Below are 22,498 nucleotides of genomic sequence, written 5' to 3'. Positions count from 1 at the left end.
CGACGCAGTCGATGCAAAACCGGCGACGCCGCGTAAGCGGCGCGATGCAACGTAAAACGGAGAGATGGCCGAGCGGTTTAAGGCACCGGTCTTGAAAACCGGCGTAGTGGCGACACTACCGTGGGTTCGAATCCCACTCTCTCCGCCACCTTCAGGACAGGGGTTCCCGGGCACGGCCTGGTTGCACCCGAGGGTTATGCAAACATTCCTTGCGCCGCTTGTCGCGCCATGGAGGGAGCGATAGGCTGCGGCGCGGGGCATACCGAGGGAACGGCATGGCCATCCGTGTATTTCTGATCGACGACCATGCGCTGGTCAGGACCGGCCTGCGCATGATCCTGGGCGCCGAAGCGGACATCCAGGTCGCCGGCGAAGCGGAGAGCGGCGAGGACGCGCTGCGCCAGCTACGCGCACTTTCGCCCCCGGTGGACGTGGTCCTGTGCGACCTGCACCTGCCGGGCATCAGCGGGCTGGAAGTGACCGAGCGCATCGTGCGCGAAGGCGTGCACGGGCACGTGCTGATCGTGTCCGTGCTCGAGGACGGGCCGCTGCCCAAGCGCCTGCTCGACGTGGGCGCCTACGGCTACATCGGCAAGGGCAACGATGCGCGCGAACTGCTGCGCGCGGTGCGCGACGTCGCCGCAGGCAAGCGCTACCTTGGCAGCAGCGTGGCGCAGAACATGGCGCTGGCTGGCGTGGAACGGGTGGAGTCGCCGTTCGACACGCTCTCGCCGCGCGAACTGGAAGTGGCCATGCTGCTGGTCCAGGGGCTGCGCCAGGAAATGATCGCGCGCCGGCTCAAGCTCAGCGCCAAGACCGTCAACACGCACAAGTCGCGCCTGTTCGAGAAGGTCGGCGTGCAGGACAGCATCGCGCTGGCGCGACTGGCGGCCCGCTACGGGCTGATGGATCCCGGCCGCTCGCTGTAAGCCGCGCCGCCCGGTCGCAGCCATGCACCGCGGATGGGGCTGGCGTTGCGCCGCCACCGTGCGGCGCACGGGTCTCGTTGCTGCAGTGGACAGCGGAGGAGCAGGGGACGGGCCGTGCGACGCGGGCTCCGGCCGCGCCGTGAACCTGGCGCCAGAGCACCTCGGCCATCCGCGGGCCACTGCAGGCAGACAGTCGATGTCTGGCGCGAACCCGGGCGGGGAGCCAACAAACTTCCCTGAAACGACGAAGGCCCGCCATACGGCGGGCCTTCGTCGCTGCCGGCCGGCGGACTCAGTCCTGCCGGCGCGGCGTATCGGCCTGTTCCTCGCCGCTCGCCTCTTCCCCGGCGGCGGCATCGGCCGCACCGGTTTCCGGGGCCCGGGTGGCTTCCTCGCCACCGGCCTCGCCAGGCTCGGCCTGGGCGGCATCAGCCTGGCTCGCATCGGCCTGCGGCGCAGGCACCTGCCCGCTTTCCGGCAGCTGGTCAAACAGGCCGGCGGTGGTGAACGGGTCCGGGTTGGCAGGCTGCTCCGCCTCGGCGGCTGCCGGCTCTTCCGCGGCCGGCGCTTCTGCCACGGCCGGAGCCGGAACTTCCCCGGCCGCCGGCGTCTCCGCCTTGGCCTCGGAGGCCGGGGCGTCCGGCGCCGCTTCGGCCACGCTGACCGGGGCGACGGCAGCGGCATCGGCCGGGGTCGCCTCGGCCGGCTGCGGCGCGGCTTCCGGCGCGGCGGCCGTGGCGGCGGCCTCGGCAGGCGTCACCGGCGCGGAGGCCTGTTCCGCGGCCACGGCTTCGACCGGCGCGGCAGGTTCGACCGCCGGCACCGGATCCGGCGTGGCGGTGGGCGCCTGCTCCACCGGCGCGGGCTCGGCAGGGGTCTCGGCGACAGCCTCGGTCGCGGGCACGGCCTGCTGGGCAGCCGCGGTTTCGGCGGCACCCGGCTCAGCGGCGACCGGCCCGGCCGTCGGGGCGGCAACCGGAGCCGCAGGGCCATGGGATTCCACGTCCGCGGCCGGGGCCGCGCTCACCGGGGCCGGCAGGTCGTCGAAGTCGAACTCCGGCTGGCTGGCCGGGGCGACCTGTGCCGCGGACGCGGCCTCGGCGTCGTCATCGCCCTCGAGGCCTTCGCCCAGTTCCTGCGCGCCCTCGGCGCTGGCACCCTCGGCCGCGGCACCACCGCGACGGCGGCGACGGCCACCGCGACGGCCGCGCCGACGGCGGCTGCCGCCCTCCGCGGACGCGCCTTCCTCGCCAGGCGCCGCGGCCTCGGCGACGGCGGTCGCCTCGCCGGTGGCCTCGGCCGGAGCGGGCGAGGGGACATTGCTGGTGTCGTCGAGCGGGGCGGCGACCGCGGCAGCTGCCGCGGCAGCCACGGCCGCGGTGCCGGGCTGCACGGGCTCGGCGGCTGCCGCCTGGGCCGGCTCTTCGGTGCGCGGGCGCTGCGGCTGCGCCGGACGGGCAGCGGTTTCGGCGGCGGGGGCGCTGGTGGCCTCGGCCGGCTTCGGCTGGCGCTGCTTCTGCGGCTGCTGCTTGTTGCCGCCGGCCTGCTGGCCATTGCGGCCCTGCTGCTGCGCCTTGTCCTGCTTGTCCTGCTTCTCCTGGCGTTCCTGCTTCGGCTGGGCCTGGCCATTGCCGCCCTTGCCCTGGCCGCGCTTGCGTCCCTGGCCCTGCGCCTGGCCGCTGCCGGCCGCCTCGCCGCGTTCGCGGCGCGGGCGCTCGTTGCGGTTGCCGCGGCCTTCGCCCTGGCCGGCGGCCGCGGTGCGCTCGGGCTTGGCCGGGGCCGGATCCAGCGCCGCGCCAAACAGGCGCTTGAGGAAGCCGACCACGCCGCCGCCAGTGGACGGGGCAGGCGCCGGGGCAGGTGCGGGCGCCGCCGGCTGCGCCGGCGCTTCCTCGCGCTCCTCGCGCACCGGTGCCGGGCGCGGCGGGGCCACGCGGGTCACCGCCGGGGCCGGCGGGATGTTCAGCTGGGCCTTGGTCAGGGCGTGCACCGGCAGCTTGCGCGGGGTGCCGCGCTGGTAGGAAGGCTTGCTGCTTTCCTCGCCCAGCTCGTTCTCGCGCAGGCGGGTGACCTCGTAGTGCGGGGTCTGCAGCTGCTCGTCGGCGACGATGATGATCGGCGCGTCGTGGCGGGTCTCGATCTCGCGCAGCGCGCTGCGCTTCTCGTTGAGCAGGAAGTTGGCGATCTCCACCGGGGCCTGGACCAGGACCTGCCCGGTGTTCTCCTTCATCGCGTGCTCCTCGGCGACGCGGATGATGGACAGCGACAGCGACTCGATGCTGCGCATGCGGCCGTGGCCCTCGCAGCGCGGGCAGACGATCTGGCTGGCCTCGCCCAGGCTGGTGCGCAGGCGCTGGCGGCTCATCTCCAGCAGGCCGAAGCGGCTGATGCGGCCGATCTGGACGCGGGCGCGGTCGTACTTGAGCGCCGCCTGCAGCCGCTCCTCGACCGCGCGCTGGTGCTTGGACGAGGACATGTCGATGAAGTCGATCACCACCAGGCCGCCCAGGTCGCGCAGGCGCAGCTGGCGGGCCACCTCGTCGGCGGCCTCCAGGTTGGTCTGGAACGCGGTCTCCTCGATGTCGCCGCCCTTGGTGGCGCGGGCCGAGTTGACGTCGATCGCGGTCAGCGCCTCGGTCTGGTCGATCACCAGGGCGCCGCCGGAGGGCAGGCGCACGGTGCGCTCGTAGGCGTTCTCGATCTGCGACTCGATCTGGAAGCGGTTGAACAGCGGGATGTCGTCGGTGTAGTGCTTGAGCTTGCGCAGGTTGTGCGGCATCACCTGCTCGATGAACTGCCGCGCGTCGTTGTACATCTCCTCGGTGTCGACCAGGATCTCGCCGATGTCGTTGCGCAGGTAGTCGCGCAGGGCACGGATGATCAGCCGCGACTCCTGGTAGATCAGGAACGGCGCCGGCTTGCTCAGGGCCGCCTCGGCGATCGCGCGCCAGACCGCCAGCAGGTAGTCCAGGTCCCACTGCAGTTCTTCCGCGTCGCGGCCCACGCCTGCGGTGCGGATGATCACGCCCATGTCGTCCGGGATGTTCAGGGCGTCCATGGCGCGCTTGAGCTCGGCCCGGTCCTCGCCCTCGATCCGGCGCGAGACGCCGCCGGCGGTCGGGGAGTTGGGCATCAGCACCATGTAGCGACCGGCCAGCGAGATGAACGTGGTCAGGGCGGCGCCCTTGTTGCCGCGCTCGTCCTTGTCCACTTGGACGACGACTTCCTGGCCCTCGCGCAGCAGCTCGCGGATGCCGGCCTTGTTCGGGTCCACGCCGGCCTGGAAGTAGTCGCGGGAGATTTCCTTCAGCGGCAGGAAGCCGTGGCGCTCGGCGCCGTAGTCGACGAAGGCCGCTTCCAGCGAGGGCTCCAGCCGGGTGATGCGGCCCTTGTAGATGTTGGACTTCTTCTGTTCCTTGGACGGCTGTTCGATGTCGATGTCGTAGAGGGTCTGGCCGTCCACGATGGCCACGCGCAGTTCCTCTGCCTGCGTGGCGTTGATGAGCATTCGCTTCATGGTGCGTTCCTTATCGCGCTCTGACGCGCGGAACGCCGGGCGTTCGCCGTACTGGAATCCCGCCCCGCCGTGTTCCGGCGGGGCGGGCTTCGCCGCCCTCGCGCAACAGCGCGTCCGGGCGGATCCTGGTTTCCAGCGCTGCAACACCACGGCGGTCCGCGGGAGCGCTCTGCTTGTCTGGTTTTAGGTACAGCGGGCCGCTGGCGCGGACGCCACGCGGGACATGTTCAGCTACCGGTGCTCTGACCCACCGGGCCATGGCCGGGTCTGCCTGCAAGCCGCTAACATGGCCGCCCCGGGGGCGGTGGTCGCGTACTGTGCCGGGGTCGCGGGAAGTCCGGGCTTTCGGCCCCGTGACTTCTTCCAGCGGAATCAAACCCTTACATCGCCACCCGAGTCTAACAGAATTAGCCGCCAATGACCGACCCATCCCCCCGGGCAGGAACCCGCACCGTTACGGTGCCTGAAGACCGTGACGGGCAGCGCCTGGACAACTTCCTGCTGGGCCAGCTCAAGGGCGCCCCGCGCAGCCTGGTGTACAAGCTGGTGCGCAGCGGCCAGGTGCGGGTGAACGGCGGCCGCGCCAAGGCCGAGCGCAAGCTGGCCGGCGGCGACGAGGTGCGCATCCCGCCGGTGCGGATCGAGCCGGAGGGCGAGCGCGGGACCCCGGCGCCGGGCCTGCTGCAGCGCATGGAAGCGGCGATCGTCTTCGAAGATGCGCGCATCCTCGTGGTGGACAAGCCTTCCGGCGTGGCCAGCCACGGCGGCAGCGGGATCAGCTTCGGCGCCATCGAGACCCTGCGCGCCCTGCGCCCGGGCCAGACCCTGGAACTGGCCCACCGCTTGGACCGGGACACCTCCGGCATCCTGGTGGTGGCCAAGAAGCGCTCGGCCCTGGCCGAGCTGCAGGCACTGATGCGCGAGGGCGGCGCCGGCGGCGGCATCCGCAAGCGCTACCTGGCCCTGCTGGCCGGGCGCATGCCCGACGGCACCATGAGCGTGGACGCCCCGTTGCATGTGGGCCTGCGCCAGGGCGGCGAGCGCCACGTGCAGGTGGCCCCGGCGGGCAAGCCCTCGCTGAGCCACTTCCGGGTGCTGGAGCGGCGCGGCGGGCATTCCTACTGCGAGGTGCGGATCGAGACCGGCCGCACCCACCAGATCCGGGTCCATGCCCGCCACCTCGGCCACCCGGTGGCCGGCGACGACAAGTACGGGGACCCGGAGGTCAACCGCCGCCTGCGCGACAAGGCCGGGTTGCGCCGGCTGTTCCTGCACGCGGCTTCGCTGGAGTTCGCCCTGGACGCCGGCCGCACCCCGTACACCCTCAATGCGCCGCTGCCGCCGGAGCTGCGCGAGGTGCTGGACCGGCTCGACTAGGCCGCCGCCGCGGCGTTCACAGCTTGAACAGGACCAGGCTCACGGCCAGCACCGCCATGCCGCTGACCAGGCCGTACACGGTCTCGTGGCCCTTGCCGTAGCGCTTGGCCGCCGGCAGCAGCTCGTCGATCGCCAGGAACACCATGACCCCGGCGATGATCCCGAACACCGCGCCGAACACCGCGTCGGTCATCACCTGCGACAGCAGGGCGTAGCCCACGCCGGCGCCGATCGGCTCGGCCAGGCCGGACAGCAGGCTGGCGATGAAGGCGTAACGCTTGTTGCCGGTGGCGTAGTACACCGGCACCGCGATGGCGATGCCCTCGGGGATGTTGTGGATGGCGATGGCGAAGGCCAGCGGCAGGCCCAGGGCCGGGCTCTCCAGGGTCGCGAAGAAGGTCGCCAGGCCTTCGGGGAAGTTGTGCGCGGTGATCGCCACCGCGGTCATCAGGCCCACCCGGCGGATGTACTCGCGGTTGTGCTCGCGCAGCGCCGGGTCGTCGCTGGTGAGGCTGTCGTGCGGATTGGGGATCAGCCGGTCGATCAGCATGATCGCCACCAGCCCGGCCAGGAAGGCGCAGGTCGCCCCGGCGAAGCCGGCCTTGTCGCCATAGGCCAGGCTGAAGGAGGCGATCGACTTGTTGAGGATCTCCGACAGTGAGACATAGACCATCGCGCCGCCGGCGAAGGCCAGGCCGAAGGCCAGCAGGCGCGGATTCGGGTTGCGGGCGAAGATCACCAGCAGGCTGCCCAGGCCGGTGGCCAGGCCGGCGGCCAGGGTCACGCCAAGTGCGACCAGCACCTGGGAGAGGGCGATCTCGGGCATTCAGGCAGGCCTTGGGAGGTGGGGCGGGGGACTCAGGGGCGGCGGCCGGCGTCCAGGGCGAAGCATTCGTCCGGGCGCACCTGCGGCGGGGTGAAGTTCACCGGCACCTGGATGGTCCGCGCGATCGGCTGGCCGCCGCGGGTGGCCGGGCGGAACTTCCAGCCCTGCACAGCCTCCTGTGCCAGGCGGTCCAGCTCGTCGTTGCCGCTGCTGCGCAGCAGGGTGATGCGGGTAGGCGTGCCCTCGGTGCCCACTTCCACCTGCAGCACGCTCTGCCCGCCGATCCCGGCGCAGCCCAGCTCGGCCGGGTACTGCGGCGGCGGGGTGTCGATCGCCGCGATCTCGGTCGGCGGCGGCACCGGCGCGGCCGGGGGGGCGTCGTCGCGGCCGCAAGCGGCCAGCAGCAGCGTGCCGAGCAGGGCGGCGGAAACGGGCAGGGCGCGGGTCATGTTCAGTCCTCGAGCAGGGCGGAGGCCTTGGCGGCGCAGATGAAGTCGTTCTCGCTCAGGCCGCCGACGTCGTGGGTCGAGAAGCGCACCACGCAGCGGTCGTAGTGCACGCCCAGGTCCGGGTGGTGGTCCTCCCGGTGCGCGATCCAGGCCAGCGCGTTCACGAAGGCCATGGTGTGGTGGTGGTCGCGGAAGCGGAAGGTGCGCACCAGGGCGCGGCCTTCCTCGGCCAGCTCCCAGCCGGGCACCTCCGGCAGCAGCTCGGCCAGGCGCGCCTGGGTAAGGCGGTGCTCGATGCCCTTGCGGGGGATGCAGTGCGCCTGCGACAGCGGAATCAGGTCTGGCATGCCGGGTCTCCATCTGCCGGCCGATGATCCCCGTGGCGGCGTGCACGCAGCGTTGCAGCCTGGCGTGGCACACCGGCTGCGGGAGGGGGCCGGGACCCGGCTAGAATACCCGCATGATCAACATCTCAGACACCGCGCAGGCGCATTTCCGCAAGCTGGTCGAACGCGAGGGCATCCCCGGGCTGGGGGTGCGCCTGAGCGCGGTCGACCCGGGCACGCCGCGCGCCGACGCGCGGCTGGAGTTCGCCGAGCCGTCCGAGCTGGCCGGCGACGAGTGGGCGGTGGACTGCGAGGGCTTCACCCTGTACGTGGCCGCCGACAGCGTGCCGTGGCTGGACGGCGCCGAGATCGATTACGTCTACCAGGGCACCGGCGCGCAACTGACCATCCGCGCGCCCAAGATCAAGGGCGAGGCGCCCGGCGAGGCCGCCTCCCTGGTCGAACGCGTGCGCTGGGTGATGGACAACGAGATCAACCCGCAGCTGGCCTCCCACGGCGGCCGCGCCGCGGTGGAGCAGGTCTCCGCCGACGGCGTGGTGTGGCTGCGCTTCGGCGGCGGCTGCCACGGTTGCGGCATGGCCGACGTCACCCTCAAGCAGGGCATCGAGAAGACCCTGATGGCGCGGGTGCCGGGGGTGACCGCGGTGCGCGACGCCACCGACCACGACTCCGGCTCGGCGCCGTACATGCCGCGCGGCCGCGCAGGCTGACCCGGCGGCCTTGCGGTGACGCGGGGGGCCGAAATCATCCAGCTGCTCAACGCGCGCGAGCGCGTGCGCGTGCCTTTGGAGCGCAGCACCGGCCTGCCCTACGGCTGGGCGCTGTGGATGAAGGCCGCCCCGGCCGCCGCCGCCCCGGCGCTGCGTGCGGACGAACTCGTGGCACTGCTGGCCGCGCGCCCGCCCGGGCCCTGGCCGCGCGGCGAGGAGCTGACCCGCTGGCAGGCCCTGCTGGCGCTGTTCCGCCAGGGCTGGCAGCCGGCGCCGCGCGACGAACGCCCGCTACGCGCCCTGTCCTGGGCCGGCAGCGCCGCGTTGCACCTGGTATTCGTGCTGCTGCTGTCCTGGATCGCCTACCTGCAGTCGCTGCTGCCGCCCCCGCCGCGCGCGGCCGGCGGCGGCGGCGGGGAACGCGTGGGCATTGGCTTCGTTGGCCGCGAGGGTGCCGCGGGCACGCCTGGCGATTCGGCGCAGGGCGAGGCCTCCGTGACGCCGGCCGCGGCGCGCCAGCCCGGCCAGGCACGGCAGCGGCCGACCCCGCCGACGCCCGCGCCGCAGGTGGCCGATGCGGCGGCCGCGGCGGGACAGTCCGCCGCAGCAACCGAACCCGTCGCGAGCGCGCAGGCCGATCCGGCCGAAGCCGCGCTCGAGGTCCCGCCGGTTCCGCTGATCGAGCCCCGGGCGCCAGCCCCGCGGTTGCCGGAGGTGGCGCTGCGCGAGGTGGAACTCCCGGAACCGGTCGAGGTGGCCAGCGTGCCTGTCCCACAGGTGCCGCTGCCGGTCCGCGAGGTCGCGGTGCGCGAGCCGCAACCGCAGCTGCGCGAGCGCGAGGTGGTGGTGGTCACGGCTCCGGCCATCCAGGCGCCGCGTCCGCGCGAGGTGGACCTGCCCGCGCCGCGGGCGCGCGAGCCGGAACTGCGCCCGCGCGAGGTCGTCGTGGTCGATGTGCCGGCGCTGCCGGCGCCGGCGGTGCGTCCGCTGGAGGTGCCCGCGCCGCCGGTGCGCCTGCCCGAGGTGCGCCAGCGCGAGGTGCCCGCGCCAGTCGCCGCCACCGCACTGCCCACTCCGCCGGTGCGCCTGCCGCAGGTGCAGCCGCGCCCGTCGGCTGCCCCGGCGCTGCGCCCGCGCGAGGTCCCGATGCCGGCCGCGCCGAGCGCCGCTGCACCGGCGCCGGCCGTGGCCCAGCCAGCCCCGGCAGCCGCCGCGCCTGCGCCCCAGCCTGGGGAGTCGGCCGCGGCGCCGTCGCCGGCTACGGCGGCAGCCCCTGCGCCGGCTGCGGCCGCGGAACCGGCGGCACCCGGCGCGGCGTCGTCCGCGCCGCGCCAGGAGCGTGGCACGGCGCCGGGCAGCGATCCCTGGGCCAATGTGCTGGCGGATGACCGCTGGGGCGGACAGGCCCAATCCGCGGGGCCCGGCCCGGGCCTGTTCGACGCCCAGGGGCGCGCGCGCCTGCCTGGCGCGGGCGAGGCGCCGGGGCAGGGCCCAGGGGGCGGAGCGGGCGAGGGCCTGGCCGAGCGCGGTGCTCCCGGGGGCGACAGCGATGCCTGGACCCGCGAGCGCATCGAGCAATCCGGTACCTGGCTCAAGCGCCCGCCGTACGACTACGAGCCGACCAGTTTCGACCGCTACTGGGTGCCGAACGAGTCGCTGCTGGCCGAATGGGTGCGCAAGGGCATCAAGTCGGTGGCGATCCCGATCCCGGGCACCAACGGCAAGCGGATCACCTGCGTGGTCTCGCTGCTGCAGCTGGGTGGCGGCTGCGGGATCAGCGACCCCAACCTCAACGAGCAGGCGGCCGAGGCGCGGCCGCCGCCGGACGTTCCGTTCAAGCCGGAGCTGCAGGAGGACAACGGCAGCGTGCGCCCGTGAGCCGCCTGCTGGGCCGCGCCCGGCATCCTGCTAGAATCGGCGACCGCTTTTCACCTGCCAGTTGCCGCCATGATCGAGCTCAATCCCGTCCGCCAGCGCATCGCCGACCTTACCGGTCGCGTGGTCTCGCTACGGGGGTATCTTTGACTACGACGCCAAGAAAGAGCGTCTGGAAGAAGTAAACCGCGAACTGGAGCTGCCCAACGTCTGGGACGACCCGGAGCGTGCGCAGGCCCTGGGCCGCGAGCGCGCGATGCTGGACAAGACCGTCGGCGGCATCGCCGCGGTGCTGGAGGGCCTGGAGGGCTCCACCGAACTGCTCGAGCTGGCCGAGAGCGAGCAGGACGAGGAGACCGCCCTGGCGGTGGTGGCCGACGTCGACCGCTATGAGAAGGAGATCGAGAAGCTGGAGTTCCAGCGCATGTTCTCCGGGCAGATGGACGGCGCCAACGCCTTCGTCGACATCCAGGCCGGCGCCGGCGGCACCGAGGCCCAGGACTGGGCCGAGATGCTGCTGCGCATGTACCTGCGCTGGTGCGAGTCGCGCGGCTGGAAGACCGAGCTGCTGGAGGTCTCCGGCGGCGACGTGGCCGGCATCAAGTCCGCCACCTTCCGCGTGGAAGGCGAGTTCGCCTACGGCTGGCTGAAGACCGAGACCGGCGTGCACCGCCTGGTGCGCAAGAGCCCGTTCGACTCGGACAACCGCCGCCACACCAGCTTCACCTCGGTGTTCGTCAGCCCCGAGGTCGACGACAAGATCGACATCGAGATCAACCCGGCCGACCTGAAGACCGACGTCTACCGCTCCTCGGGCGCCGGCGGCCAGCACGTCAACAAGACCGAATCGGCGGTGCGCATCACCCACGTGCCCAGCGGCATCGTGGTGGCCTGCCAGACCGAGCGCAGCCAGCACGCCAACCGCGACCGCGCGATGAAGATGCTGGCGGCCAAGCTGTACGAGCTGGAGCTGCAGAAGCGCAACGCCGAGAAGGACGCGGTGGAGGCCACCAAGTCCGACATCGGCTGGGGCAGCCAGATCCGCAACTACGTGCTGGACCAGAGCCGGATCAAGGACCTGCGCACCGGCATCGAGCGCAGCGATACCCAGAAGGTGCTGGACGGCGACCTGGACGAGTTCGTCGAGGCCAGCCTCAAGGCCGGCCTGCAGGTCGGCGCCAAACGGACCGACGCGGCCTGAGGCCGCGGCCGCCGCGCCGCGCGCCGATCCGCGTCCGCATCCTCCCCCGACGACCGGCCCGGCCGCCACGCGCGCCGGGCCGCCCAGAACCCAGGCGCGCCCCGCGCCACGTCCGGTCCAGAGCATGAGCCAGTCCAACGAAACCACCGCCGTCGCCCCCGCCGACGAGAACCACCTGATCGCCGAGCGCCGCGCCAAGCTCGCCGCCCTGCGCGAGCGCGGCATCGCCTATCCCAACGACTTCAAGCGCGCCGACTACGCCGGCGACCTGCAGGCCGAATTCGCCGACGCGGAGAAGTGGGCCGCCGAGGCCCTGGAGGCGCTGCCGCGCAAGGTGGCCCTGGCCGGCCGGCTGATGGCCAAGCGGGTGATGGGCAAGGCCAGCTTCGCCCAGGTCATGGACGAGTCCGGCCGCATCCAGCTGTTCCTGCAGGCCAACGCCCTGGGCGAGGCCTACGAGGCGTTCAAGTCGTTCGACGTGGGCGACATCGTCGCGGTCGAGGGCGGGCTGACCCGCACCCGCACCGGCGAACTGTCGGTCAAGGCCACCTCGCTGCGGCTGCTGGTCAAGTCGCTGCGCCCGCTGCCGGACAAGTGGCACGGCCTGGCCGACGTGGAGCAGCGCTACCGCCAGCGCTACGTCGACCTGATCGTGACCCCCGAGGCGCGCGACGTGTTCGTCAAGCGCAGCAAGATCATCCGTGCGATCCGCTCCTGGCTGGACGAGCGCCGCTTCCTGGAAGTGGAGACGCCGATGATGCACTACATCCCCGGCGGCGCCACCGCCAAGCCGTTCATCACCCACCACAACGCCCTGGACCTGCAGCTGTACCTGCGCGTGGCGCCGGAGCTGTACCTCAAGCGACTTGTGGTCGGCGGCCTGGAGCGGGTGTACGAGATCAACCGCAACTTCCGCAACGAGGGTGTGTCGACCCGGCACAACCCCGAGTTCACCATGCTCGAGCTGTACGAGGCCTACGCCACGTACCACGAGATCATGGACCTGACCGAGAACGTCATCCGCGACACCGCACAGGCGGTGCTGGGCACCACCGAGGTGGAGTGGGAAGGGCAGAAGATCGACCTGGGCCCGCGCTTCCGCCGTTGGCGCATGGACGAGGCCGTGCGCCACCACAACCCGGAGATCAGCGCCGCCGACTGCACCGACCGCGAAGCCCTGCTGCGCCACTGCGAGCGCCTGGGGATCAAGGTCAAGCCGGCCTGGGGCTGGGGCAAGCTGCTGCTGGAGATCTTCGAGGCCACGGTCGAGCACCACCTCGTCCAGCCGACCTTCATCACCGACCACCCGGTGGAGGTCAGCCCGCTGGCCCGTGCCTCGGACACCGAGCCGGGCTACACCGACCGCTTCGAGCTGTTCATCAACGGCAAGGAGCTGGCCAACGGCTTCTCCGAGCTCAACGACCCCGAGGACCAGGCGCGGCGCTTCCAGGCCCAGGTCGCGGCCAAGGAGGGCGGCGACGACGAGGCCATGCACTACGACGCCGACTACATCCGGGCCCTGGAATACGGCATGGCCCCGACCGGCGGCCTGGGCATCGGCATTGACCGCCTGGTGATGCTGCTGACCGGCAGCACCTCGATCCGCGACGTGCTGCTGTTCCCGTACATGCGCCCGGGCCAGCCCGGCTGAGCCCCCGCGCGCCGCCGGGCGCGCGCCAATTCCGCTTGCGCCGGCGTGGATGTCGCACCCGCCGGCGCCGCGTTATGCTGCAAGCCGGATCAAGGGCGGGACGCGCAGGCCTTGGACATCGCCATCGTCGACGACCAGGCATCGGCACGCACGATGCTGCGTCACATCATCGAGGACATCGCCCCGGAGCTGAAGGTCCACGACTTCGGCGACGCGCGCCAGGCGCTGGCCTGGTGCGAGGACCACCCGGTCGACCTGCTGTTGCTGGACTACCGCATGCCGGGCATCGACGGGCTGGAGTTCGCGCGCCGCTTCCGGCGCCTGCCGCGGCACCGCGACATCCCCATCATCCTGATCACCGTGGTCGGCGACGAGCCGATCCGCCAGGCCGCGCTCGAGGCCGGGGTGATCGACTTCCTGGTCAAGCCGGTGCGCCCGCGCGAGCTGCGCGCGCGCTGCCACAACCTGCTGCAGCTGCGGCAGCAGGCCGAGACCGTCAAGCAGCGCGCGCTGTCGCTGGAGCAGCGGCTGCTGGCGAGCATGCACGAGGTCGAGGAACGCGAGCGCGAGACCCTGTCGCGGCTGGCGCGCGCGATCGAGTTCCGCGACGCCGGCACCAGCTCGCACCTGGAACGCATGGCGCGGGTGGCCTCGCTGATCGCCGAGGCGCTGGGCCTGCCCGAGGACGAGGTGAAGACGATCGAGGCGGCCGCGCCGCTGCACGACATGGGCAAGATCGCGATCCCGGACTCGGTGCTGATGAAGGCCGGGCAGCTGACCGAGGAGGAGCAGGCGATCATGCGCCGCCACCCGCGGATCGGCTACGAGCTGCTGGCCGACAGCCCCAACCGCTTCATCCAGGCCGGCGCGCTGATCGCGCTGCGCCACCACGAGCGCTGGGACGGCAGCGGCTACCCCGACGGGCTGGCCGGCGAGGCGATCCCGCTGGAGGCGCGGATCGTGGCGGTGGCCGACGTGTTCGACGCGCTGATCTCGCGCCGTCCCTACAAGGAGGCCTGGAGCATCGACGCCGCATTGGCCTACCTGTACGCCCAGCGCGGCCGCTTGTTCGACCCGGCCTGCGTGGACGCGCTGCTGCGCGCGCGCGAGCGCCTGCTGGACATCTGCGAGCAGTTCTCCGCCGCCTCGGCGCGGCCGCTCGGGGAGGCCTCCGGTGCGTAACTCGCTGGAATGGACCAGGCGCCGCCTCTCGGGCCGGCCGGACAGCGAGCACGGCCAGGCCCTGGTGCGCGTCGCCCTGATCCTGCTGATCCTGTGCTACGTGCTGCTGCCGTCCTCGCGCAGCGGCCTGGATGCGGAGCAGTACCGCGACGTGCTGGCGATCGTGCTCGGCGGCTTGGCCCTGAGCCTGGCGATCTTCGGCGCGCTGCTGGCGCGACCCGGCCGCTCGGACCTGCGCCGCGCGGTGGGCATGCTCGCCGACTACGGCTTGATGGCCGCCGGCATGATCCGCATGGGCGAGCCGCTGGCCTGGGTCTACATCGTGGTGATGTGGGTGACCGTCGGCAACGGCCTGCGCTACGGCCACCGCTACCTGCTGGCGGCGGTGGCCATGGCGGTGGCCAGCTTCGGCTCGGTGCTGTGGTTCACCGAGTTCTGGCACCAGGTGCGCGCGCTGGGCCTGGGCCTGCTGGCCGGCCTGGTGGCCGTGCCGATGTACCTGTCCAGCCTGCTGCGCCAGCTGACCCGCGCCACCGAGGAGGCGCAGCGCGCCAGCGAGGCCAAGAGCCGGTTCCTGGCCAACATGAGCCACGAGTTCCGCACCCCGCTCAACGGGCTGGCGGGCATGACCGAGCTGCTGTCGACCACCCAGCTGGACGGCGAGCAGCGCGAGTGCGTGCGCACCATCCAGGCCTCCACCCGCAGCCTGATGGGCCTGGTGGAGGACGTGCTGGACATCTCCGCGATCGAGGCGGGCAAGGTCAAGCTCAACCCGGAGAATTTCTCCCCGCGCGAGGCGCTGGATTCGGTCGGCCTGATCCTGCGGCCGCAGGCGCGGCAGAAGCAGCTGGAGTACCTGGTGGTGGTCGACGACGCGGTGCCGCAGCAGGTACGCGGCGACGCCGTGCACCTGCGCCAGGTGCTGCTCAACCTGGTCGGCAACGCGGTCAAGTTCACCGATGCCGGGCGGGTGCGGGTGGACGTGACCGTGGCCGGGGTGCAGGAGGGCGGCGGCGTGCGCCTGCGCTTCGTGGTCAGCGACACCGGCATCGGCATCCCCGAATCCATGCGCGGCCGCGTGTTCGAGGCCTTCGAGCAGGCCGACGCCAGCCTGGCGCGCCGCTACGGCGGCACCGGCCTGGGCACGACCATCGCCCGCGGCCTGGTCGAGGCCATGGGGGGCAGGATCGGCTACGAGAACTTGGAGCCGCGCGGCAGCCGCTTCTGGTTCGAGGTGCCGTTCCAGCCGGCCACCGCCGCCCCGCTGCGCCCCGCGGTGCTGGAGGAGGGCGGCCAGGACGTGGCTGCCGGCGACGGCAAGGTGATCGCCTTCGCCGACCCGTTCCTGCGCCACCGCGCGCGGGTGCGCAGCATGCAGGTGCTGGTGGCCGACGACTACGAAGCCAACCGCATGGTGCTGCAGCGCCTGCTGCAGAAGGCCGGCCACCGCGTGACCTGCGTCGCCGGCGGCGAGGAAGTGCTCGAGGCCATGGCCGAGCGCGACTACGACGTGGCCATCGTCGACCTGCACATGCCCGGCCTCAGCGGCCTGGACCTGCTGCGCCAGCTGCGGGTGATGCAGGCCGGCGGGGTCACCCAGACCCCGGTGGTGGTGCTCAGCGCCGACGTCACCCCCGAGTCGATCCAGCGCTGCGAGAAAGCCGGTGCCTACGCCTTCCTGGCCAAGCCGGTGGCCGCGGCGCGGCTGCTGGACGTGCTGGCAGACGTGGCGCTCCGGCGCGGTCGCCGCGCCGGAGCGGGCGGTACCGGCGCGCGCGAGGAGCGTCAGCCGGCGGCGGCCGGCGGCCCCGGTGCCGTGCTCGATCCCTCGGTGCTGGACGAACTGGCGGCGATGGGCATGGGCCTGGCCTTCGAGCAGGAGTTCATCCGCCACTGCCTGAGCGACGCCGAGGGCTGCCTGGCCTCGATGCAGCAGGCCGGCGAGGACGCGGACTGGTCGCGGCTGCGCGACCACGCGCACGCGATCAAGGGCGTGGCCGCGAACATGGGCCTGGTGCGGGTCGCGGAACTGGGCGGGGTGTTGATGCGCCTGCCGGAATGGCAGATGCGCAACGAATGGCGCGAGCACCTGGCGCGACTGGTCGAGGCCCTGGCCCAGGGCCGGCAGGCGCTGGATGCCCGGGTCGCGGCCCGCGATGGCGGCGCCCGCGACCGCGGGGACAGCTGAGGGGCAGGGCAGCGGCGGCTGGCGTGGCCCGGCATTGCCGGGCCGGCCGCCACCCGGCTGGCTCAGCCCCCGGCCAGGCCGGCCCGCCGGGTCTGGGCGCGGACGATCCGCTCCATGGTCCGCAGCGACTTGTCGCCCAGCTGCAGCGCGGTGTCCACCCAGACCTCGGTGATCCGCAGCAATTCCTCGTAGCCGACCGGCTGGCCGATGCCGCGCACCGCGTTCATCGCCAGGTGCGCGTGCGGCGCGCGCTGGTGCTGGCGGATCAGGTCGCGCACCGCGGCCTCGCCTTCGCCCTTGGGCACCAGCACGTCGACCACGCCCAGCCGGTACATCTCCTCGCTGCTGTAGACCTCGCCGCTGAGGATCATGCGCTCGGCCTGGCGCGGGCTGACCCGCTTGCACAGGAAGGAGTAGGCGCCCATGCCCGGGAACAGCCCGAACAGCACCTCGGGCAGGCCCATGCCCACGCCTTCCTCGGCGACGATGGTGTGGCAGGCCAGGGCCATCTCCAGGCCGCCGCCCAGGGCATCGCCCTGGACCAGGGCCACGGTGTGCACGTCGCCGCCGAACCCGGTGTGCACGTGGTGCACGCCCTCCACGCAGCGCTTGGCATAGGCCAGCAGTTGCGCGCGGTCGCCGGCGCGGATCAGGCGCATGAACAGGTCCAGGTCGCCGCCGAGGTTGTAGGCGGAGGCGGCCGAGGCCAGCACGAAATGGCGCAGGCGGCCCGGGACCTGCTGCTCCGGCGGCAGGGTCATGGCGCTCATGTAGCGCCACATGTCCTCCAGCATCTCGAAGCGGCAGCAGGGACGCACGCCGGTGTGCGCGTCGGCATGCATGTAAAGCCAGTGGGCACTGCCGTCCGCCGGACCCTCGACGCGAATGGTGGGGTATTCGGCGACGCGCAGCTTCTCGATGGTGGTCATGGCCAGTTCTCCGGGTAGGGGTGGTGGACGACGGGCGACGCCGCCCGTACGCGCCGATCCTACCGGCACCGCCGCCCCGGCGGCCGCGGCCGGGCAAAAGAAAAGGCGCGCCCCCCGGGGGCGCGCCTGGTGCGGTCCGGGACGGGCGGGGCCCGCCGGGCTTGCCAGCCTCAGTGCGTGGCCGCGGCTTCCGGCTTGCCGGCCGGGGCCTGGTCGCGCAGTTCCTTGCGCAGGATCTTGCCGACGTTGCTCTTCGGCAGCTCGTCGCGGAACTCGATGTGGCGCGGCTGCTTGTACCCGGTCAGGGCCTGGCGGCAGTAGGCCTTGATGTCCTCGGCCGTCAGCGCCGGGTCCTTCTTGACCACGAACAGCTTGACCGCTTCGCCGGAACGCTCGTCCGGCACGCCCACGGCGGCCACCTCGAGCACGCCGGGCATGGCCGCGACCACGTCCTCGATCTCGTTCGGGTACACGTTGAAGCCGGAGACCAGGATCATGTCCTTCTTGCGGTCGACGATGTAGACGAAGCCCTTCTCGTCGATCCGGGCCATGTCACCGGTGTGCAGCCAGCCGTCGGCGTCGATCGCCTTGGCGGTCTCCTCCGGGCGCTGCCAGTAGCCCTTCATCACCTGCGGGCCCTTGATGCACAGCTCGCCGATCTCGCCCAGCGCCACTTCCTTGCCGTCCTCGTCCTTGATGCAAACGTCGGTCGAGGGGATGGGCAGGCCGATGGAGCCGTTGAACTCCTTCAGGTCCAGCGGGTTGATGCAGGCCGCCGGCGAGGTCTCGGTCAGGCCGTACGCCTCCACCAGGGTCACGCCGGTGACCTTCTTCCAGCGCTCGGCCACGGCGCGCTGCACCGCCATGCCGCCGCCCAGGGTGATCTTGAGCTTCGAGAAATCCACCTCGTCGAAGCCGGGCGTGTTGAGCAGGCCGTTGAACAGGGTGTTGACGCCGGTGATCGCGGTGAAGCCGGAAGTCTTCAGCTCCTTGACGAAGTTCGGCATGTCGCGCGGGTTGGTGATCAGGTGGTTGAGGCCACCGAGCTCCATGAACACCAGGCAGTTCGCCGTCAGCGCGAAGATGTGGTACAGCGGCAGGGCGGTGATGATCACCTCCTCGCCGGGGCGAAGGTCGTTCGGCCGCAGCCAGGCCGAGGCCTGGCACATGTTCGCCACCAGGTTGCGGTGGGTGAGCATGGCGCCCTTGGCCACGCCGGTGGTGCCGCCGGTGTACTGCAGGAAGGCGATGTCCGACGGATTGATGTCCACCTGCGGCAGCGCGTGGCGCTTGCCGGCGGCCAGCGCGTCGCGGAAGCGCACCGCGCCGGGGATGTCGTACTCGGGCACCATCTTCTTCACGTACTTGAGCACGAAGTTGACGATGGCGCCCTTGGGGAAGCCCAGCATGTCGCCCAGGCCGGTGGTGATCACCTGCTTCAGCGGGGTCTCGGCCAGCACTTCCTGCACGGTGTGGCCGAAGTTGTCGACCACCACGATCGCCGCGGCGCCGGCGTCCACCAGCTGGTGCTTGAGCTCGCGCGCGGTGTACAGCGGGTTGACGTTCACCACGGTCAGGCCGGCACGCAGGATGCCGAAGGTCGCGATCGGGTACTGCAGGCAGTTGGGCATCATCAGGGCGACGCGGTCGCCCTTCTTCAGGCCCAGCTCGCCCAGCAGGTAGGCCGCGAACTGGGTCGCCAGCCGGTCGACCTCGGCGTAGGTCAGGGTCTTGCCGAAGTTGCGGTAGGCGGGGCGGTCGGCGTAGCGGGCGACGGTCGCGTCGAAGACCGCGGCTACAGACCGGTACTGGTCCGGATCGATTTCAGCGGGCACGCCTTGCGGATAGCTCTGCAGCCAGGGGCGATCCGGATTCATTGAGCTCCCTCCCGAGGAGTAGTCTTGCGTCTGCATCAGTTCTGCCACGCCGTGGGTCATGCCGGCGTCCGCTGCGGAGCATACCGTTACGGATGGAAAAGTCGAAGCAGATAGTGCCTATCAATCGATCCGCAAGCCCCGCGTGGCGGGCCCTGGCGCTGCTCCTGCTGCTGTTTCCGGCCGCCGGCTGCAGCCGGGATCCACCGGAAGAACGCTTGCGGGACACGCTTGTGCGGATGCAGCAGGCACTCGAGGAACGGGCCCCGGCGCGGTTCATGGAGCACGTGGCCGCGGACTTCGTCGGCAATGACGGGGTCGATCGTGATGCACTGCAGCAGGCCGTGCGCGCGCAGGTCCTGGCCAACCAGCGTATCGGCCTGGTGCTCGGGCCGGCCGAGGTGGAGATGCGCCAGGGCAGCGCGACCGTACGGTTTTCCGCGCTGGCGACCGGAAGCGGCGGACGCTGGCTGCCCGAGCGCGGCGGCAGTTGGGACGTCACCACCGGCTGGCGCGAGGAGGGCGGCGACTGGCGCCTGCACTACGCCCGCTGGGAGCGGCGCTGAGCCCCGCGGGCCGCCCGGGAAGGGAAAAGCCCCGCATGCGCGGGGCTTTTTCGTGGCGGCGGCTCAGGCCGCCTTGCGGGTGGCCAGCTGGCGCAGCACGTACTGCAGCAGGCCGCCGTGCCGGAAGTACTCCACTTCCTTCGGGGTCAGCAGCAGCACGTGGACCTCGAACTCCACCACGCGGCCGTCGGCCTTGCGCGCGGTGACCTTCGCGCTCTTGCTGGCGCCATCCTGCAGGCCGGAGACGTCGAACACCTCGGTGCCGTCCAGGCCCAGCGACTGCGCGTTCTGGCCGTCCTTGAACTGCAGCGGCAGCACGCCCATGCCCACCAGGTTGGAGCGGTGGATGCGCTCGAAGCTCTCGGCGATCACCGCCTTGACCCCCAGCAGGTTGGTGCCCTTGGCCGCCCAGTCGCGCGAGGAACCGGTGCCGTACTCCTTGCCGGCGATCACCAGCAGCGGCGTGCCCTCGGCCTTGTAGCGCATGGCCGCGTCGTAGATCGACATCTTCTCCGGCGGGTTGGAGCCGAAGTAGAGGGTGTTGCCGCCTTCCTCGCCGCCGAAGAACAGGTTCTTGATGCGGATGTTGGCGAAGGTGCCGCGGACCATGACGTCGTCGTTGCCGCGGCGGCTGCCGTAGCTGTTGAAGTCCGCCGGCTGCACCCCGCGCGACTGCAGGAAGCGGCCCGCCGGCGAGTCCTTCTTGATGTTGCCGGCCGGGGAGATGTGGTCGGTGGTGATCGAATCGCCGAACAGGCCCAGCACCCGCGCGCCGTGGATGTCGCCGATCGAGCCGACCTCCATGGTCATGCCCTCGAAGTACGGCGGGTTCTTGATGTAGGTGGAGGACTCGTCCCAGGCGTACAGCTCGCCGTCGGGCGATTCGATGGCGTTCCAGCGGTTGTCGCCCTTGAACACGTCGGCGTAGTTCTGCTTGAACATCTCCGGGCCGATGGTCGAGGCGATGACGTCGCCGATCTCCTTGCTGCTGGGCCAGATGTCGCGCAGGTACACCGGCTGGCCGTCGCTGCCGGTGCCGATCGGCTCGGAGGTCAGGTCGATGTCGGTGGTGCCGGCCAGGGCGTAGGCCACCACCAGCGGCGGACTGGCCAGGTAGTTCATCTTGACCTCGGGGTGGACGCGGCCCTCGAAGTTGCGGTTGCCCGACAGCACCGAGGTGACGACCAGGTCGCCGGCGGCGATGCCGGCGCTGACTTCCGGCGGCAGCGGGCCGGAGTTGCCGATGCAGGTGGTGCAGCCGTAGCCGACGATGTAGAAGCCGACCTTCTCCAGTTCCTCCAGCAGGCCGGCCTTCTGCAGGTAATCGGTGACCACGCGCGAGCCCGGACCCAGCGAGGTCTTGACCCAGGGCTGGCGCTTGAGTCCGCGCGCGGCGGCGTTGCGCGCCAGCAGGCCGGCGGCGACCATCACCGCCGGGTTGGAGGTGTTGGTGCAGGAGGTGATCGCGGCGATCACCACCGCGCCGTCCTTGAGCTTGACCTGCTGGCCGTCGATCTCGATGTGGGCCACGCCCTTGTGCAATGCCTCGTTGCCGACCGCGGCGGTCCCGCCCTCGGCGATGAAGTCGGCCACCTCCGGGGCGCGGCGGTCGCGGTTGGCGGTCAGCAGGGCCACGTTCTCGCGGTAGTTCTGCTTCATGTCGCCGAGCAGGACGCGGTCCTGCGGGCGCTTGGGGCCGGCCAGCGAGGGGCGCACTTCGCCCATGTCCAGCTCCAGCACCGAGCTGTAGCTGGCGTGCGGGCTGTCCGGGGTGTGCCACAGGCCCTGGGCCTTGGCGTAGGCCTCCACCAGCGCGATCTGCTCCTCGCTGCGGCCGGACAGGCGCAGGTAGGTCAGCGACTCGGCGTCGATCGGGAAGATGCCGCAGGTGGCGCCGTACTCCGGGGCCATGTTGCCGATGGTGGCGCGGTCGGCCAGCGGCAGGTGCTGCAGGCCATCGCCAAAGAACTCGACGAACTTGCCCACCACCCCGTGCTTGCGCAGCATCTGGGTGACGGTCAGCACCAGGTCGGTGGCGGTGGAGCCTTCGGGCAGCTTGCCGGTGAGCTTGAAGCCGACCACCTGCGGGATCAGCATCGAGGAGGGCTGGCCGAGCATGGCCGCCTCGGCCTCGATGCCGCCCACGCCCCAGCCCAGCACGCCGATGCCGTTGATCATGGTGGTGTGCGAGTCGGTGCCGAACACGGTGTCCGGGTAGGCCCAGGCCTCGCCGTCCTTCTCGCCGGTCATCACCACCCGGGCCAGGTTCTCCAGGTTCACCTGGTGGACGATGCCGGTGTTCGGCGGCACCACGCGGAAGCCCTTGAACGCCTTCTGGCCCCAGCGCAGGAAGGCGTAGCGCTCGCGGTTGCGCTCGAACTCGATGCGGCCGTTGATGTCCAGCGCGTCTGGCTTGCCGAACACGTCGACCTGGATCGAGTGGTCGATCACCAGCTCCGACGGGATCAGCGGGTTGATCTGGCTGGCGTCGCCGCCGAGCCTGACCACCGCGTCGCGCATCGCGGCCAGGTCGACCACGCAGGGCACGCCGGTGAAGTCCTGCAGGACCACGCGCGCGGGCATGAACGCGATCTCGGTGTCCGGCTCGGCCTTGGGATCCCAGGTCGCTACGGCCTCGATGTGCTCCGGCAGCACCGTCACCCCGTCCTCGTGGCGGAGCAGGTTCTCCAGCAGGATCTTCATCGAGTAGGGCAGGCGGGCCAGGTCGAAGCGCTCGCCCAGCCGGGGCAGGCTGGCATAGGTGTACGACTTGCCGCCTACGTCCAGGCGGCTGCGGGTGGCGAAGGAATCGCGCATTGCGGGCTCCTCTGGCTGGTGCCGCCGGGGGAGGCGGCTGAAGGTTTCAGCCGGTCATTA

Annotated in this window: 16 protein-coding genes and 1 tRNA gene; 10 read left to right on the top strand and 7 right to left on the bottom strand. The window is 71.7% G+C overall.

All coding sequences use genetic code 11. From position 1 onward, the window contains the following. Nucleotides 1–58: 58 nt before the first annotated feature. Nucleotides 59–148: transfer RNA gene (locus tag PSEJ31_RS0112515), tRNA-Ser, on the top strand. A gap of 127 nt (nucleotides 149–275) precedes the next feature. Then, nucleotides 276–929 carry a response regulator gene (locus PSEJ31_RS0112510; RefSeq protein ID WP_026010356.1) on the top strand — a complete coding sequence of 218 codons (654 nt, stop codon included), beginning with the start codon at nucleotides 276–278 and terminating at the stop codon, nucleotides 927–929. A 292-nt stretch (nucleotides 930–1,221) separates the two neighbouring features. On the opposite strand, the gene PSEJ31_RS0112505 is transcribed toward PSEJ31_RS0112510, so the two are convergent. After that, nucleotides 1,222–4,446, bottom strand: a complete 3,225-nt coding sequence (locus PSEJ31_RS0112505) for an Rne/Rng family ribonuclease (RefSeq protein ID WP_028915641.1) — start codon at nucleotides 4,444–4,446, stop codon at nucleotides 1,222–1,224. A 417-nt stretch (nucleotides 4,447–4,863) separates the two neighbouring features. Here PSEJ31_RS0112505 and PSEJ31_RS0112500 point away from each other — a divergent pair, with 417 nt between their 5' ends. After that, entirely contained in the window at nucleotides 4,864–5,823 is a 960-nt protein-coding gene (locus tag PSEJ31_RS0112500; protein ID WP_028915640.1) for an RluA family pseudouridine synthase, read from the top strand. 16 nt (nucleotides 5,824–5,839) lie between these two features. Here the strand turns inward: PSEJ31_RS0112500 and zupT are convergent, their stop codons facing one another. The 3 genes from zupT to PSEJ31_RS0112485 are packed head-to-tail and all read right to left on the bottom strand — an operon-like array spanning nucleotide 5,840 to nucleotide 7,445. Beyond that, on the bottom strand, nucleotides 5,840–6,649 hold the full coding sequence (gene zupT / locus PSEJ31_RS0112495; RefSeq protein ID WP_019397832.1) for a zinc transporter ZupT: 810 nt from the start codon (nucleotides 6,647–6,649) through the stop codon (nucleotides 5,840–5,842). A gap of 32 nt (nucleotides 6,650–6,681) precedes the next feature. Continuing rightward, nucleotides 6,682–7,098, bottom strand: coding sequence for an energy transducer TonB (locus tag PSEJ31_RS0112490; RefSeq protein WP_028915639.1), 417 nt, complete (start codon nucleotides 7,096–7,098; stop codon nucleotides 6,682–6,684). Nucleotides 7,099–7,100: 2 nt separating this feature from the next. Further along, entirely contained in the window at nucleotides 7,101–7,445 is a 345-nt protein-coding gene (locus PSEJ31_RS0112485; RefSeq protein ID WP_028915638.1) for a 4a-hydroxytetrahydrobiopterin dehydratase, read from the bottom strand. Between the two features lie 113 nt (nucleotides 7,446–7,558). Between PSEJ31_RS0112485 and PSEJ31_RS0112480 the strand changes: the two genes are divergently transcribed. The 6 genes from PSEJ31_RS0112480 (at nucleotide 7,559) to PSEJ31_RS0112455 (ending at nucleotide 16,252) form a co-directional block, all read left to right on the top strand. Then, on the top strand, nucleotides 7,559–8,155 hold the full coding sequence (locus PSEJ31_RS0112480; protein WP_019397835.1) for an NfuA family Fe-S biogenesis protein: 597 nt from the start codon (nucleotides 7,559–7,561) through the stop codon (nucleotides 8,153–8,155). 15 nt (nucleotides 8,156–8,170) lie between these two features. Further along, complete coding sequence (locus PSEJ31_RS0112475) at nucleotides 8,171–10,033, top strand: hypothetical protein (protein WP_028915637.1); 1,863 nt, start codon at nucleotides 8,171–8,173, stop codon at nucleotides 10,031–10,033. Between the two features lie 69 nt (nucleotides 10,034–10,102). Continuing rightward, nucleotides 10,103–11,231 (top strand): peptide chain release factor 2 gene (prfB, locus tag PSEJ31_RS0112470; RefSeq protein WP_125076298.1). Its coding sequence is split into 2 segments (ribosomal slippage): nucleotides 10,103–10,177 and nucleotides 10,179–11,231, totalling 1,128 coding nucleotides; the frame shifts between segments, so codons are not numbered across the junction. A 124-nt stretch (nucleotides 11,232–11,355) separates the two neighbouring features. Beyond that, nucleotides 11,356–12,882: a lysine--tRNA ligase gene (gene lysS, locus PSEJ31_RS0112465; protein WP_019398786.1), complete on the top strand. Its 1,527-nt coding sequence runs from the start codon at nucleotides 11,356–11,358 to the stop codon at nucleotides 12,880–12,882. Between the two features lie 111 nt (nucleotides 12,883–12,993). Continuing rightward, entirely contained in the window at nucleotides 12,994–14,064 is a 1,071-nt protein-coding gene (locus PSEJ31_RS0112460) for a two-component system response regulator (protein ID WP_019398787.1), read from the top strand. After that, nucleotides 14,057–16,252: an ATP-binding protein gene (locus PSEJ31_RS0112455; RefSeq protein ID WP_028915636.1), complete on the top strand. Its 2,196-nt coding sequence runs from the start codon at nucleotides 14,057–14,059 to the stop codon at nucleotides 16,250–16,252. Before PSEJ31_RS0112460 ends, PSEJ31_RS0112455 begins: the two co-directional genes overlap by 8 nt. Before the next feature lie 62 nt (nucleotides 16,253–16,314). Here the strand turns inward: PSEJ31_RS0112455 and PSEJ31_RS0112450 are convergent, their stop codons facing one another. Then, nucleotides 16,315–17,181 carry a crotonase/enoyl-CoA hydratase family protein gene (locus PSEJ31_RS0112450; protein ID WP_028915635.1) on the bottom strand — a complete coding sequence of 289 codons (867 nt, stop codon included), beginning with the start codon at nucleotides 17,179–17,181 and terminating at the stop codon, nucleotides 16,315–16,317. Nucleotides 17,182–17,351: 170 nt separating this feature from the next. Then, a complete protein-coding gene (locus tag PSEJ31_RS0112445) occupies nucleotides 17,352–19,058 on the bottom strand; it encodes a long-chain fatty acid--CoA ligase (protein WP_028915634.1) in 1,707 nt (568 codons plus the stop codon). Nucleotides 19,059–19,150: 92 nt separating this feature from the next. Between PSEJ31_RS0112445 and PSEJ31_RS0112440 the strand changes: the two genes are divergently transcribed. Next, the gene (locus tag PSEJ31_RS0112440) at nucleotides 19,151–19,621 is read left to right on the top strand and encodes a nuclear transport factor 2 family protein (RefSeq protein WP_232207917.1); all 471 of its coding nucleotides are present in this window, start codon (nucleotides 19,151–19,153) and stop codon (nucleotides 19,619–19,621) included. Nucleotides 19,622–19,684: 63 nt separating this feature from the next. On the opposite strand, the gene acnA is transcribed toward PSEJ31_RS0112440, so the two are convergent. Then, nucleotides 19,685–22,438, bottom strand: coding sequence for an aconitate hydratase AcnA (gene acnA, locus PSEJ31_RS0112435; protein ID WP_028915633.1), 2,754 nt, complete (start codon nucleotides 22,436–22,438; stop codon nucleotides 19,685–19,687). Between the last annotated feature and the right edge of the window lie 60 nt (nucleotides 22,439–22,498).

This window comes from Pseudoxanthomonas sp. J31 (genome assembly GCF_000510725.1).
GTDB lineage: Bacteria > Pseudomonadota > Gammaproteobacteria > Xanthomonadales > Xanthomonadaceae > Pseudoxanthomonas.
The sequence above is the reverse complement of the archived record's forward strand: the minus strand, read 5'-3'. Positions and strand labels throughout refer to the sequence as shown.

Coding starts and splice junctions, on each gene's coding strand:
- PSEJ31_RS0112510 (WP_026010356.1), top strand. CDS start 276: ATGGCCATCCGTGTATTTCTGATCGACGACCATGCGCTGGTCAGGACC.
- PSEJ31_RS0112505 (WP_028915641.1), bottom strand. CDS start 4,446: ATGAAGCGAATGCTCATCAACGCCACGCAGGCAGAGGAACTGCGCGTG.
- PSEJ31_RS0112500 (WP_028915640.1), top strand. CDS start 4,864: ATGACCGACCCATCCCCCCGGGCAGGAACCCGCACCGTTACGGTGCCT.
- zupT (WP_019397832.1), bottom strand. CDS start 6,649: ATGCCCGAGATCGCCCTCTCCCAGGTGCTGGTCGCACTTGGCGTGACC.
- PSEJ31_RS0112490 (WP_028915639.1), bottom strand. CDS start 7,098: ATGACCCGCGCCCTGCCCGTTTCCGCCGCCCTGCTCGGCACGCTGCTG.
- PSEJ31_RS0112485 (WP_028915638.1), bottom strand. CDS start 7,445: ATGCCAGACCTGATTCCGCTGTCGCAGGCGCACTGCATCCCCCGCAAG.
- PSEJ31_RS0112480 (WP_019397835.1), top strand. CDS start 7,559: ATGATCAACATCTCAGACACCGCGCAGGCGCATTTCCGCAAGCTGGTC.
- lysS (WP_019398786.1), top strand. CDS start 11,356: ATGAGCCAGTCCAACGAAACCACCGCCGTCGCCCCCGCCGACGAGAAC.
- PSEJ31_RS0112450 (WP_028915635.1), bottom strand. CDS start 17,181: ATGACCACCATCGAGAAGCTGCGCGTCGCCGAATACCCCACCATTCGC.
- PSEJ31_RS0112445 (WP_028915634.1), bottom strand. CDS start 19,058: ATGAATCCGGATCGCCCCTGGCTGCAGAGCTATCCGCAAGGCGTGCCC.
- PSEJ31_RS0112440 (WP_232207917.1), top strand. CDS start 19,151: ATGGAAAAGTCGAAGCAGATAGTGCCTATCAATCGATCCGCAAGCCCC.
- acnA (WP_028915633.1), bottom strand. CDS start 22,438: ATGCGCGATTCCTTCGCCACCCGCAGCCGCCTGGACGTAGGCGGCAAG.